Below are 14,143 nucleotides of genomic sequence, written 5' to 3'. Positions count from 1 at the left end.
GACCCACTGGTATGCTAAAAAAACCAAAAAGAAAAAGTTCGGGTTCGGTGGCACCAAAACCTCGCAGGGAAAAAGCCGCAGCAATTATGCCCCCGCCCCAGTGATAGAAACCCTCGACCTGAAAACGCTGGCCTGGCAGGAGCATACCCGCCCGGCGGCCCCCGGTATCACCATCGCCGACCGACAAACCGGTCAGATACACGCTGCCCCCACGACGATCACACCGGTGAACGGTATCAAAAATCAGCCGCTGGTCTTGCCCCCCGGTCAGCCGTTTGAACTGAGTTTGCCCCCGGAAACCGTCAAAGGACAAACAGTCGACCCAGTGATACGCGTGGTGACGCCCGATACCCGCCTGCCGAATAACAGCCTGTATACCGTGCAACCGGGCAGTGACAGCCACTATCTGGTCGAGACCGACCCGAAATTTACCCAGTATAAACAGTGGCTCGGCTCGGACTACATGCGGCAACAGTTAACGCACGACCCGGCGCTGGTTCACAAACGCCTGGGCGATGGGTTCTACGAACAGCGTCTGGTGCGTGACCAAATCACCCAACTGACCGGCCAGCGCTATCTGCCGGGCTACAACAACGACGAAGCCCAGTTTAAAGCGCTGATGGATGCCGGTGTCGCTTTTGGCAAACAGCAGCAATTAACGCCGGGCGTCGCCTTAAGCCCGGCACAGATGGCGTTGCTGACCTCAGACATTATCTGGTTGACTAACCAAACCGTCACCTTGCCGGATGGCACTAGCGAGGTGGTCACCGTGCCGCAGGTTTACGCCCGCGTCCGTCAGGGCGATCTGCGCAGTGACGGCGCTTTGCTGGCCGGGAATACCGTGGCGCTCAACAGTCAGGGCGATATCACTAACAGCGGCACAATTAGCGGGCGTGACGTCACCCAACTGACCGCCAACAATCTAACCAACAGCGGCTTTATTCGCGGCGGCAAAGTGGATTTAGCGGCCCAACAGACGCTCACCAACCGGGGCGGCCAGATTCAGGGGGATGACCGGGTGACTCTGAAAGGCCGCGATATCATCAGCGCATCGACGGTGCGCGGGGATGAGGCTAACCGTTGGTTAGACCGTCCGGCAGGCATCTATGTGCGGAACGATAAGGGCGCCTTATCGCTGAGCGCCATCAACAATGTGCAATTAACCGCCAGTGACGTCAAGAATGCCGGTAAAGACAGTCACACCGAGATAACGGCAGGCCATGACCTGACGCTGGACGCCTTAAGCACGCGCCGCACAGAGCAAGGGAATTGGGGGAAAGATAACTATCGCCATCTGACCCAGCAACAGGATATCGGCAGCCAGATAACCGGCGCCGGTGAGGTGACCCTGCAAGCCGGGCAGGATTTGAACGCCACTGCCGCCCACGTTAACGCCGGTCAACAACTGACGGCGCAGGCCGGGAATAACCTGACGCTGACCACCGGGACGGCCTCATCCGACTTAGTGGAGCACAGTAAACAAACCAGCAAAGGCTGGCTGTCGAAGTCGTCAGTGGAAACCCACGATGAAGTGCATGACCGGCAGGCGCTCAGCACCACATTCAGTGGCAATAAAGTGACTCTACAGGCCGGTAAAGACCTAAACATCATCGGCAGTAACGTCGCTGGCACGCAGGATGTCAGCCTGAACGCCGGTCATCAGCTCACCGTCACCACCGCAGCCGAAGCGCACGATGAAACCCACTTGCGGCAGGAGAAAAAATCCGGTTTGATGGGGACCGGCGGGATTGGCTTCACATTAGGCCAGGCCAGCCAGAAAACCACCACCGACAGTGACCGCCAGCTGAGTAAAGGCAGCACGGTCGGCAGCAGCCAGGGCAATGTCACCCTCAAAGCGGGAGAACAGCTCCGGGTTCACGGCAGCGAGGTGATTGCCGGTAAAGACCTGACGCTGACCGGTCAACAGGTCGATATCACCAGTGCGGAAAACCGCCATCACACCACGACAAAAACCGAACAAAAACAGAGCGGCTTAACCGTGGCGCTGAGTGGCGCCGCAGGCGGGGCCGTCAACAGCGCGGCGCAAACAGCCAGAACCGCCCGCACTGAAAGTGACCCACGAGTGAAAGCGCTGCAAAATACTAAAGTCGCGCTGAGCGGGGTACAGGCCGTGCAGGCTGGCCGACTGGCGGAGGCTCAGGGCAGTGACGACAAAGGCAATAACAATCTGGCCGGGGTGAGCCTGTCCTACGGGCGTCAATCTTCCCGTTCAGAACAGCAGCACCGCCAGACCACTCAACAGGGCAGCCATCTCGCTGCCGGGGATAACCTGACCATAACCGCCAAAGGGGATGGCAAAGGCGCATCAGGCCAGAATGGCGATATCCGTATTCAGGGCAGCCAGTTACAGGCGGGTAAAGACCTGCAACTGAATGCTAACCGGGATATTCAGCTCTCCTCCAGCCAGAGCACTGAACAGACCACCGGCAAAAACAGCAGTCACGGCAGCTCGCTGGGCGTGGGCCTGACTGTCGGGCCGGGGGGCACCGGCCTGAATGTCTCGGCCAATGTCAGTCGGGGCAACGGCCATGAAAACGGCAACGGCGTCAGTCACACTAACACCACATTACAGGCGGGACAGGCCGTCGGGCTGAACAGTGGCCGGGACACGACGCTGAAAGGGGCTCAGGTCAGCGGCGAGCAGATTACCGCCGACGTAAAACGTCATTTGACATTAAGCAGCGAGCAGGACAGCCAGCGCTATGACAGCCAGCAACACAACGCCAGCGCGGGCGTCAGCGCCACCGTGGGCCCCCTCACTAACGGCACCGCGAGCCTCAATGCCAGCCGCAATAAACTCCACAGCAACTATGACAGCGTGCAGGAGCAGACCGGGCTGTTTGCCGGCAAAAGCGGCTATCAGGTTAACGTCGGCGACCACACCCAACTGGACGGCGCGGTGATAGCAAGTACCGCCGACAAAGCCAACAACACCCTGAACACCGGGACGCTGGGCTTCAAGGACATTCAAAATAAAGCGGACTTTACTGTTGAGCAGCAGAGTGCGGGCGTTAGCCTGGGTCAACCGACCGCCGGTCAGGTCCTGAATAATCTGGCAGTCAATGCGCTGACCGGTTCCCATAACCAGGGCCATGACAGCAGCACCACGCACGCTGCGGTCAGTGAGGGCAACCTGATTATCCGGGATAAGGCGCATCAGACGCAGGATGTCGCGACCCTCAGCCGCGATACCGATAACGCCGCCAATGTCCTGAGTCCGATATTTGATAAGGAGAAAGAGCAGCAACGGCTGAAACAGGCGCAACTGATTGGCGAACTCAGCGCCCAGATGACCGAGATAGCCCGTACGGAAGGGAAAATTATCGCCACCAAAGCGGCGAAAGCGAAACTGGATCATATCAGTGAACCGGACAAAGAGGCCGCCAGAAAAAAACTGGTCGACAGTGGCAATCCACACCCGACTTCGGCAGATATCAATAAGCAAGTTTATGACACCACTTACATGCAGGCACTGAATGAATCTGGCTTCGGGACCGGCGGAACCTATCAGAAAGCCTTACAGGCGGCCACGGCAGCGATTCAGGGCTTAGTGGGGAACAACCTCGGTCAGGCGCTGGCCGGGGGCGCTTCTCCTTATCTGGCGGGCGTGATAAAAGAGCTGACGACGGACCCACAAACCCATCAGGTGGATATCGCCACCAATACGCTGGCCCATGCGATTTTAGGCGCGGTAGCGGCAGAGGTGAGTGGTAACAATGCTCTGTCAGGGGCAGCCGGTGCGGCTTCGGGTGAACTGGCCGCTCAAGTTCTGATAAAGCAACTTTACGGTGATGGGGCCAAAGTCAGTGAGTTAACGGAGGAGCAGAAGCAAACTATCAGCACCCTTTCCACCCTAGCAGCAGGACTGGCAGGCGGTATTGCCGGTGACTCCACCGGGAGCGCTGTTACCGGGGCGCAGGCAGGGAAGAATGCAGCGGATAATAATGCCCTGAGCTTACCCAAAGGCATGGCGGATTACGGTCGGTCAGCATCCAGTCTGGCTACCGCGATGTTAAATGAAGGTAAATCTCTTCAAGAGATTTCAGCGGCATTGTCAAAACATGCCAAAGGCGATCACCCGGAAGGACAAGATCCGGTAAGAGGATTGATAACAGCATGGGGCGCGGGGATGTCCACAGTAGTGGCACCGGTGCTGCTGCCATCGGGAGCAACGGTAGGCAGTATTTTTGCTGGAGGTCTAATCAGTGGAACAGCCAACATTAGTAATCAGCTTACAAATGGTTCTGTGAACATGACTGATGCACTGATAGCCACGGGAACGGGGGCGGTAACGCAAGGCAAAGGGTTTTGGTTTACAGAAGTGGCGAGTATAACAGGTGCTTATGTTGGGGCAAAACTACAGGATAAAAACCCTCTTGCACCGGTAGTAGGTGCAGCAGTTGGTAATGTTGTAGGTACTGCTGGAGGAAAAGTAATCGACGCTGGAAATAAATATTTCCTTATAGTATCAGATAAAACGGCAAGTACTATAGGGGCTATTGGTGGTGCTATAACCAGTGAAGTTACAAGCAGTAAAGTTGAGGATAAGCTGGATAAATCAGGAGGAGCGAAATGATAACTCATTTAAAGTCATTACTGATTCTTCTGTTATCCTGCACAATTATTATGATTATGGTGGTCTTATCAGGATGCATGTGTGCTGCGATTTTAGTTTATTTGAAAAATGAAACATTCATCTTTAGTTGGCATGATGATGTTGTTTTTTCAGTAGAAAAAGGGGTAGTAACAGGTATACCGACTGGAATAGGAATTTGGATCTTATCCCGTTTGAAAGGAAGTCGTGAGAATTAAGACGCCACCATCTGATTGATGACCGGACCAACTTTGGCTGAGGAAATATCCTAATCATACCGGTGGAAACCAACAGTTAAAGCCGGGTAGTATACCGAACCATACAGGCAATGAGGAAAACCAGTCTGGTGTTGCGTCAAATCATACCGGTAATACGGAAGGTAAGCCGGACACTGGCGGGAATACCACAACTACGCCGATTCCGGAAGAGCCAAATAAAGACGACTTAGCTTATCTGGCTCTGAAAGGAAAAGAAGCACAAGAGGCAGCAGGGAAATTAGGCTTTGATCGGAGAATAGCTCCTCCTAAAGCACCATTTAACTCACATGGGCAACCTGTATTTTTTGATGGTAAAACCTATATTACTCCCGATGTTGATAGCCATAATGTTACTAATGGTTGGAAAATGTTTGACCGTAGAGGCAAGCGAATGGGGACTTACGATAGTGATCTGAACAGAGTTAAGGACTGATTGATGTTTGGTATATTTCCCGGTGATGCACCCATCAGAGAAAACAATGAGCTAGTTCTACCTGTAACAATTATTATTGATACATTTACAGAAACAGTTCATATACCTTTATCTTATTGGAGCTTTGAGGATTACAAGCGGAGTTGGCGAGCTTCTCTTGAGGAGGGTATACACAGTAAAAAGCCTGTGGCGCTAGCTGTATCAATGTATGAGCCCGATTACACAAATTTCATATTTGTTTGGGTCATATATTTTGCAGGTGAGGAGGTTTTCTTGCAAAATAGCATCCTCTTTTTAGATGAATGTCCAGGTTTTACTCCAGAGAAGATAAATAACTTTATAGAGTCGCGTACTACGCACAATGAAGACGGAATGAAAATATCTGAATGGAATACTGATCTAAATAGCATTATAGATTTTTATAACAGTCTTAGAATTAATACAGAATCCCAGTCTTGAGTTAGGATTTTTACTTTATTATCCACTAAATTATAACGGATAATAATGCCCTGAGTTTACCCAAAGGCATGGCAGATTACGGTCGGTCAGCATCCAGTCTGGCTACCGCGATGTTAAATGAAGGTAAATCTCCTCAAGAGATTTCAGCGGCATTGTCAAAACATGCCAAAGGCGATCACCCGGAAGGACAAGATCCGGCAAGAGGATTGTTAGTCGCTTGGGGAGCAGGTGCTTCTGCTGTAGGAGGGACTCTAGTTGCGCCTGTTGCTGGGACCGCAGCCGTAGTGGGTGGAGCTTTACTTGGTGCAAGATCTGACACCGGAAAACAGCTTATCACTATGAAACCAAACGAGAGTTACAGTTATACTGACACGCTTATAGCTGCCGGAGTGGGAGCATTAACCCAAGGTAAAGGTTTGATATATACAGAAGGGGTAAATATTGGTGGAGCTTGGCTAGGTAGCAAGCTTAAAGGTGAAGATGCAACTGGAGCTGTTATAGGTGCGGCTGTTGGTACTGTAGCAGGTGCTAAAGGTGGAAAAATAATTACAGATAAACTGGCTCCTGTCGTTATCAGTCCTGTAGCGTCAGAAATAGGTGGGGCTATCGGAGGTACTGTTGTAGGTACAGTAATAGGCACTGGTATTGAAAACCAGATAAAAGAAAATGGAGCTAAAAATGGAAAATAAACGAATAGGATTAAAAGCTTTTATCCTACTTACAGCTTACTGGACATCGTTTATTTTTCTTTTGGCCTTTATTGCAGGGTTAGCTGTACCTGCATTTTATTATTTTGAAAATGGTTATTTTAATTATCATTGGAATGATTTTATTTACACTGGGAGAGTAGGAGTTGGTGCAGGATTGCCTGTTGGAATTGGAATTGGAATTGGAATTGGAATTGGAATTGGAATTGGAATTGGAATTGGAATTGGAATTGGAATTTGGGTATTGGCGAAGATAGAAGAAATTCGCAAAAGAAAATCCTCTTCAGATCCTTAGCTACTTAATTCCAGCCAGTATGATCGCGAGTTTGGATACTCTACTTGTTGCGGATAATAATGCCCTGAGCTTACCCAAAGGAATGATGGATTACGGTCGGTCAGCATCCAGTCTGGGTACCGCTATGTTAAATGCAGGTAAATCTCCTCAAGAGATTTCAGCGGCATTGTCAAAACATGCCAAAGGTGATCACCCGGAAGGACAAGATCCGGTAAGAGGATTATTAGTCAGTTAGGGAAATTGGCTAATATTTCCGTAGGTTCTCATCCGCACATGTTGCGCCATGCCTGTGGTTTTGCACTTGCAGATAGGGGAATAGATACTCGGTTGATACAAGATTATCTTGGGCACAGCAATATTCGCCATACTGTGCGGTATACTGCCAGTAATGCAGAGCGTTTCCACGGTGTTTGGGGTGTAAAAAGGAATCGGAGTCGGGAATTACACTTTGATTATGTCCCACAGGAAAATGCTTGTTCAATTGAATAAGTGATTCTGATGTATGCGCCTGTTAAGGCGCATACATAAAAACCATCTGTAGAGCTAACTTCTCTCCTTCTTACTGATTGACGGCCAATGATTTCATTAATGGCACGTGAGTTATTGGTTTACCAAATCTCTTAAACCGAAGATAGAAAAAAAACGATGGCAGGAAAAATGTGAGTAATCTCAAAAAATTGCGATTTTATTTCACATAAGTATTGAATGAAAATTAGTCATGTTCCACACTCGTTGAAACGTTTCAGTTTTTTATCTCTTTTTTCTTTTATTGGACTTAATGTTTTTTTCTCTACGTAAACTGAAACGATTCTATTTTTGGTAATAGGGAGAAAATTATGTTCCAGTTGGCTCTGCAAAATATCCATACTGGTGCAATTGCAACCAGTAAAGAAGATGCCATTCGCCAAGTGGCGGCCATGTTAGCCGCGAGTGGTAACGTCAGTGATGCCTATGTTGACGGCATGTTGCAACGTGAAAAGCAAATTTCCACCTACCTTGGCAACGGTATCGCCATTCCGCATGGCACGCTAGATACCCGTGATCTGGTCATGAAAACCGATGTACAGGTATTTCACTTTTCGCAGGGTATTGAATGGGATCAAGGCGCGATGTGTTATGTGGTTATTGGTATCGCCGCGCGTTCCGATGAGCATTTGGCACTACTGCGTCAGTTAACACACTTACTGAGTGATGATCGTATTGCAGAGCAGCTGAAAACTATTGAGTCAGCACAGGTACTGCATAGCTTGCTAATGGGAGAAGTTCAGCAGGCTGAGTTTAAATTCGATACCAGCTTGATCACGTTAGATGTTAATGCCCGCGATCTGATGACATTACAGGCATTGAATGCCGGGCGGTTACAGCAAGTGGGGGCCGTAGATACGACCTTTGTCAGCAAAGTGATTAACAGCAAACCCCTGGATCTTGGGCAGGGCATTTGGCTCAGTGATAGCCCCGACGGTAACTTAACCAGCGCTGTGGCAGTGAGCCGATTATTCACGCGGGATAACGAGCCGGTGGTGATGTTGCTGACGGTTGCGATTGCTGACGACCAACCGCTAAATGTGTTGCACCACTTAAGTAACTTGCTATTAGCACAAAAAGCGGAATGTTTGCTGAAAGCTGATGCGCCGACAGTGCTGACATTACTGACCAGTGGCGTACTGGCGCAGAGCGCCATATCCAGCGGGGAATTTGTCCTGTGCAACGAACATGGCTTACATACTCGCCCAGGTGCTCTGTTGGTTAATGTTATCCGGCAATTTTCCAGTGAAATTACCATCATCAATCTTGATGGTGCCGGTCAACCGATAAACGGCCATAGTCTGATGAAAATCATGGCATTGGGCGCTAAAAAAGGCCATCGGCTTCATGTTACTGCCAATGGTGATGATGCGCAGCAGGCGATAGCGGCCATTGGTGAAGCGATTACTTCCGGTTTGGGGGAGGGGCCGCGAGAGTAGAAATCCCCAATTTGCCGTGATAATGGCGCGCGTCGATCTACAACCCTTTTAGCTAACAGCAGGAGAAGCATAATGAAAATGCTGCTTATCGTTGATTCTTCACTCGGACTTGCCGGAAGTTATCTGGTGAAAACAATCCTCAGTGCCGCTGCGGCGGAAAACGGACTGATACTAACAGAAAATCCAGCAGAGGCCGATTTGGTGGTCGTGACTGGCAGTCGCATCCCCACCGATAACACATTGAACGGTAAGCTTGTTTATCTCGGCGACACGGAACAGGCATTGCATGCGCCGAAAAATTTCTTTCAGCAGGCAAAAGCTGACGCGAAGCCGTATCAGATACCGGCAACTGACATCAGTTGTGATACAAAACGGATTGTCGCGGTGACTGCTTGTCCTACAGGGGTAGCGCACACCTTTATGGCTGCGGAGGCCATCGAAACCGAAGCCAAAAAGCGCGGTTGGTGGGTAAAGGTGGAAACGCGCGGCTCAGTAGGTGCGGGCAATGTTATTACGCCGGAAGAGGTGGAAAAAGCGGATCTGGTGCTAGTCGTTGCCGATATTGACGTAGATCTGGCGAAATTTGCCGGAAAACCGATGTACCGCACCTCCACCGGGCTGGCGTTGAAGAAAACAGCGCAAGAATTTGATAGAGCGCTAGTCGAAGCCAGGCTTTTCGAACCGGAAGGGCAAAATGTTAAAACTGACCGGAGGGAAGAGAATACCGGTATCTATCGTCACTTGTTGACGGGCGTCTCTTATATGTTACCGATGGTGGTGGCGGGTGGCCTGTGCATTGCATTGTCATTTGCTTTTGGCATCACTGCATTTAAAGAATCGGGTACATTGGCGGCGGCGTTAATGCAAATCGGTGGTAGCTCAGCTTTTGCTCTGATGGTCCCTATATTGGCTGGTTACATTGCTTTCTCGATCGCGGATCGCCCAGGTCTGACACCCGGTTTAATTGGCGGCATGTTGGCAACTAGCACGAACGCGGGATTTATTGGCGGTATTATTGCGGGTTTTCTCGCCGGTTACGTAGCGAAGTTGCTTAACACCAAAGTGAAATTGCCGCAGAGTATGGCAGCATTGAAACCGATCTTGATCATTCCGCTATTTGCTAGCCTGATCACCGGCCTGATTATGATTTACGTTATTGGTAAACCCGTCGCCGGTATCATGGCGGGGCTAACGTATTGGCTTTCTCATATGGAGACAACCAACGCACTCCTGCTAGGAGCCATTTTAGGCGGAATGATGTGTGCTGATATGGGGGGAGCGATAAACAAAGCTGCCTATGCGTTTGGTGTCGGTTTGCTTAGCTCGCAAACCTACGCGCCAATGGCTGCCATTATGGCAGCGGGGATGGTTCCCCCGCTGGCTATGGGAGTGGCGACACTGATTGCCCGGCAGAAGTTCGATAACGTTCAGCGGGAAAGTGGTAAAGCCGCATTGGTGTTAGGTTTATGTTTTATTTCCGAAGGCGCGATTCCCTTTGCTGTTCGTGATCCGATACGTGTGCTTCCATGTTGTATCGTTGGTGGTGCGGTGACGGGAGCCATCTCTATGGCAATAAGTGCGCAATTAATGACACCGCACGGTGGTCTGTTTGTGCTGTTGATTCCAGGTGCTATCACACCAATACTGGGTTATTTGATGTCGATTATCGCCGGTACTTTGTTGGCAGGATTGATCTATGCACTGCTTAAGCGTCCAGAAACGACCACAACTAAAACATAAAAACAGAAATTATTAGTTATCGAACTAAAATCATTGAAATTTCAGAAAATTACCTATTTATTCGTGACTTCATTCGCATTTTTGCTATTTTCCGATTGTTATTTGCCTCCTTAAATTGGATATAAATATATTCAAAAAAATGAAGAATTATTATGAGTCATGGGCTGCTTAAAAAAGAGGGGGTTGCACAAGCATGCCTGGCACGTTATCTGCTAGGTGAGCGCTGTGGTAATCGGTTGAAAACGATTGAAGAGCTGTCATCTGACTATGGATTATCTGTTGGGTTAGTTCAGTTTGCATTAAAAAAACTGGAGAGTTCTGGCGCGGTTTATGTGGAACGACGGGGGCGCAATGGTAGCTATTTGGTCAGTATGGATCACAAAGCACTGTTAGCCCATGCTGATATTAGTAACGTGGTTTGTGCAATGCCGCTGCCTTATACCCGATTGTATGAGGGGCTGGCAAGCGGTCTGAAAGCGCAATTTGAGGGCATTCCATTTTACTTCGCCCACATGAGAGGTTCAGATGCTAGGGTGGAATGCTTGCGTAAGGGTATTTATGACTTGGCGGTGGTATCACATTTGGCGGCGCAAACTTATTTGGAACAAGGTGATGTTTGTACTGTACTTGAATTGGGACCACATACCTATGTTGGTGCACACCAACTGATTTATCGCAAAGGAGGTGAACATAACATCCGTCGTGTTGGGCTGGATCATCGTTCTGCCGACCAGAAAATCATGACTGAAGTGTACTTTGCCGGGCAGGATATCACGTTGGTGGATATTTCTTACCACGAGAGCCTGTATAAGGTAGCGAAAGGTGACATTGATGCCGTGATCTGGAACGTCAGCAGAGAAGTTGAACTCAGTTCCAGGGAGCTTATTGCAGTACCGCTCCATGGAAGTGCATGTTTTATCCGAGCCTCTGAAGCGGTGATTTTAACCAGAGCTGATGACATTCTGATGCAACAACTTTTACGTACGATGGTAAATACAACAGAGTTATTAGTTCATCAACAACGTGTACTGGCAGGTCAGCAGGACCCAAGCTATTAATTTAGCATAGATGGCGTTAACGAATGGAAAATCGACTGAATTTGCTCTATCAGGGAAAAGTCATTGATCAGGATATTCATGATGGCATGTTACAAGTTGTGGCTCAGCTTGAAAACGATTGGGAAATTCCTGTCAGGAATGCGTTAGGAGAAATAGTAATAACACATATGGCCAACGCGTTAATGCGCTCACGCCGGGGAGAACAAATCAGTTCAATGGATATTGAACTGCTGATGGAAGTGCGTCAATCGAGAATCTTTTCTCATTTGCAAGCGATTAATGCTTCGCTATTAGTACATTTTGACGTGCAATTACATCCCTGTGAGGAGGGGTATCTGCTGGCAAATTTGTTTAGCCTTTGGGCGGCAAAGGGGCAGTGATAACACGACAACAGAGATGAAGGATTTTTTTTTCCATCAAATATTCAAAAAAATGATGATTTAACATCTAACTTATTGCAGTGGCATTGATCGCCGAAGGAGTACAGGAGGTACAGCATGTTTATACATGCGCTGAACAAACAAAATCCGGCACTGATTGAGGCAGCCCAGACATTATGGGCGCGAGGGGTCTTACTGCCTGATACTTATGTTATTGACGTTGATCAGGTTTTAGAAAATGCCAGACGATTGCTTGCGGTAGCGGAGCATTATGGTATTGCTCTTTATCTGATGACCAAACAGGTGGGGCGTAACCCTTGGTTGGCTCGTAAACTGATGGAACTGGGTTATCAGGGTGTCACCGCGGTGGATTTTAAAGAGGCCAGAGTCTTGATGAATGGGAATATCCCGGTTAGTCATGCAGGCCATCTGGTACAGATCCCTCGTCATATGATCTCCTCAGTGATGCAGCAACATCCGAAAGTGATCACAGTATATTCTTTAGAAAAAGCGGAGGAAATTTCCAGTTTGGCGCAGCGTGAAGGAAATGTGCAACGCATTATGCTGAAAATCTATGATGATCATGATCATTTATATCCAGGTCAGGAAGCGGGTTTTCACTTGTCGGAATTGCACACCATCGTTCAGCGCATCATGGCAATGCCCGGTGTAAAACTGACGGGATTGACACATTTTCCTTGCTTGTTGTGGCAAGAGGATCAGCAGCAGACACTGCCGGCGCCAAACTTATTTACTTTACTGAAAGCAAAAGACATTTTACGACAAACTGGGGTTGAGGTGACGCAGATAAATGCGCCGTCGGCGTCAAGCTGTAGCACACTGCCGCTACTGGCAAAGTATGGCGTTACCCATACCGAGCCTGGACATGCGCTAACAGGAACAATCCTTGCCAATTTTCGGGGAGAGCAGCCAGAGCGCATTGCTATGCTCTATCTGACGGAAATATCCCACCGATTTAACGGTAACAGTTACTGCTATGGGGGCGGTTATTACCGTCGTGGACGGGCGCATAACGCGCTGATATTCCTGCCAAACGGCCAGATCACCGCCACGCACTTGTTACCGATGGATGACACCAGCATTGATTACCATTTTCCTCTGAGCGGTGAATTTCCGGTCGGCTGTGTTGTCGTGCTGTGCTTTCGCACCCAGATATTTGCTACTCGCAGTGATGTGGCGTTGGTTAGCGGTATCCAGTCAGGGCATCTGGTCTTGGAAGGGCTTTATGACAGCCAAGGAAACCCTATCCCGATTAATAGAGAAAATGGCCTGTGAGCAGACGCAGTTCCACTCTCTTCGTCTGAGGACTCTCTTACTCATGACCCAGAAAAACAGAATTGATGCATCTGGTTATACCTATGCACATGAGCACCTGCATCTCGATTTATCGTCATTTAAAAACAACATTGACTGCCGGTTGGATCAGTACGACCTGATTTGTGAAGAGATGAAAACACTGGTCAGCCTGGGTGTACACAATATTGTGGAGATGACCAATCGTTACATGGGACGTAACCCACAGTTTATGCTGGATCTGATGCGGGACTCCGGCATTAATGTAATAGTTTCAACTGGCTATTACCAATCTGCCTTTTTTCCTGAACATGTAACACATACCACAGCTCGACAATTGGCGGATGAAATGATCGCTGAGATTGAACAGGGTATCGACGGTACGACGCTGAAAGCCGGAGTCATTGGGGAAATTGGTTCCAGCAAGGGGGTAATTACGCCTGATGAAGAGAAAGTATTTTATGCTGCGGCGATAGCCCATTTGGAGACCGGGCGTCCTGTTTCGACCCATACGACATTAAGCACAATGGGTCTTGAGCAACTGGCATTACTGAAAAAGCACGGTGTAGATGCTGAACGCGTAGTGATTGGTCACTGTGATCTTAAAGATAATCTGGACAACATCTTGCGCATCATTGAACAGGGGGCCTACATCCAGTTCGACACGATTGGAAAAAACGATTACTACCCGGATGAAAAGCGGATCGCTATGTTACAGACCCTGGCCCGAAGTGGCTTGCTTAACCGCGTCATGTTATCGATGGATATTACCCGTCGTTCTCACTTAAAAGCCAATGGTGGCAATGGGTTTGCTTATTTAATCACCACCTTTGTGCCGATGCTAAACCGGGCTGGATTAACGCAAACTGATATTGATTTGATGTTACGTAATAACCCAATGCTATTTTTCAAATAAAGGAA

13 protein-coding genes and 1 pseudogene are annotated in these 14,143 nt (G+C 49.0%); all 14 read left to right on the top strand.

Going from position 1 to position 14,143, the window contains the following annotated elements; genetic code table 11:
* Positions 1 to 4,597: hemagglutinin repeat-containing protein (locus ACGF49_RS12740; protein WP_387491249.1), on the top strand; the 4,597-nt coding region annotated here is incomplete at its 5' end.
* Positions 4,594 to 4,833 (top strand): immunity protein, encoded by a 240-nt coding sequence (locus tag ACGF49_RS12735; protein ID WP_113043466.1) that lies wholly within the window; start codon positions 4,594 to 4,596, stop codon positions 4,831 to 4,833. The genes ACGF49_RS12740 and ACGF49_RS12735, both read left to right, overlap by 4 nt.
* A 37-nt stretch (positions 4,834 to 4,870) precedes the next feature.
* The gene (locus tag ACGF49_RS12730; protein ID WP_113043471.1) at positions 4,871 to 5,305 is read left to right on the top strand and encodes a toxin C-terminal domain-containing protein; all 435 of its coding nucleotides are present in this window, start codon (positions 4,871 to 4,873) and stop codon (positions 5,303 to 5,305) included.
* 3 nt (positions 5,306 to 5,308) lie between these two features.
* Positions 5,309 to 5,764, top strand: a complete 456-nt coding sequence (locus tag ACGF49_RS12725) for a hypothetical protein (protein WP_113043465.1) — start codon at positions 5,309 to 5,311, stop codon at positions 5,762 to 5,764.
* A 68-nt stretch (positions 5,765 to 5,832) separates the two neighbouring features.
* Complete coding sequence (locus ACGF49_RS12720; protein WP_228902252.1) at positions 5,833 to 6,453, top strand: hypothetical protein; 621 nt, start codon at positions 5,833 to 5,835, stop codon at positions 6,451 to 6,453.
* A complete protein-coding gene (locus ACGF49_RS12715) occupies positions 6,443 to 6,766 on the top strand; it encodes a hypothetical protein (protein ID WP_387491245.1) in 324 nt (107 codons plus the stop codon). The genes ACGF49_RS12720 and ACGF49_RS12715 overlap by 11 nt, the downstream gene beginning before the upstream one ends.
* Before the next feature lie 31 nt (positions 6,767 to 6,797).
* Positions 6,798 to 7,001, top strand: coding sequence for a hypothetical protein (locus tag ACGF49_RS12710; RefSeq protein ID WP_228902248.1), 204 nt, complete (start codon positions 6,798 to 6,800; stop codon positions 6,999 to 7,001).
* 26 nt (positions 7,002 to 7,027) lie between these two features.
* Positions 7,028 to 7,255: pseudogene (locus ACGF49_RS12705) on the top strand (tyrosine-type recombinase/integrase); the annotation flags it as partial.
* A 347-nt stretch (positions 7,256 to 7,602) separates the two neighbouring features.
* Entirely contained in the window at positions 7,603 to 8,730 is a 1,128-nt protein-coding gene (gene fruB / locus ACGF49_RS12700; protein WP_113043463.1) for a fused PTS fructose transporter subunit IIA/HPr protein, read from the top strand.
* Positions 8,731 to 8,802: 72 nt separating this feature from the next.
* Positions 8,803 to 10,470, top strand: coding sequence for a PTS fructose transporter subunit IIBC (fruA, locus tag ACGF49_RS12695; protein ID WP_349010525.1), 1,668 nt, complete (start codon positions 8,803 to 8,805; stop codon positions 10,468 to 10,470).
* Positions 10,471 to 10,622: 152 nt separating this feature from the next.
* A complete protein-coding gene (gene yhfZ / locus ACGF49_RS12690) occupies positions 10,623 to 11,528 on the top strand; it encodes a GntR family transcriptional regulator YhfZ (RefSeq protein WP_112876922.1) in 906 nt (301 codons plus the stop codon).
* A gap of 23 nt (positions 11,529 to 11,551) precedes the next feature.
* The gene (locus ACGF49_RS12685; RefSeq protein WP_113043461.1) at positions 11,552 to 11,908 is read left to right on the top strand and encodes a PRD domain-containing protein; all 357 of its coding nucleotides are present in this window, start codon (positions 11,552 to 11,554) and stop codon (positions 11,906 to 11,908) included.
* A gap of 117 nt (positions 11,909 to 12,025) precedes the next feature.
* Entirely contained in the window at positions 12,026 to 13,204 is a 1,179-nt protein-coding gene (locus ACGF49_RS12680) for a YhfX family PLP-dependent enzyme (protein ID WP_113043460.1), read from the top strand.
* A 43-nt stretch (positions 13,205 to 13,247) separates the two neighbouring features.
* A complete protein-coding gene (locus tag ACGF49_RS12675) occupies positions 13,248 to 14,138 on the top strand; it encodes a phosphotriesterase-related protein (protein ID WP_387491254.1) in 891 nt (296 codons plus the stop codon).
* The last annotated feature ends 5 nt before the right edge of the window (positions 14,139 to 14,143 follow it).

The organism is Photorhabdus sp. RM96S (genome assembly GCF_042879335.1).
Taxonomy (GTDB): Bacteria; Pseudomonadota; Gammaproteobacteria; order Enterobacterales; family Enterobacteriaceae; genus Photorhabdus; species Photorhabdus kayaii.
Note: the sequence above shows the minus strand (reverse complement) of the source record. Positions and strands in the feature narration are given on the sequence as shown.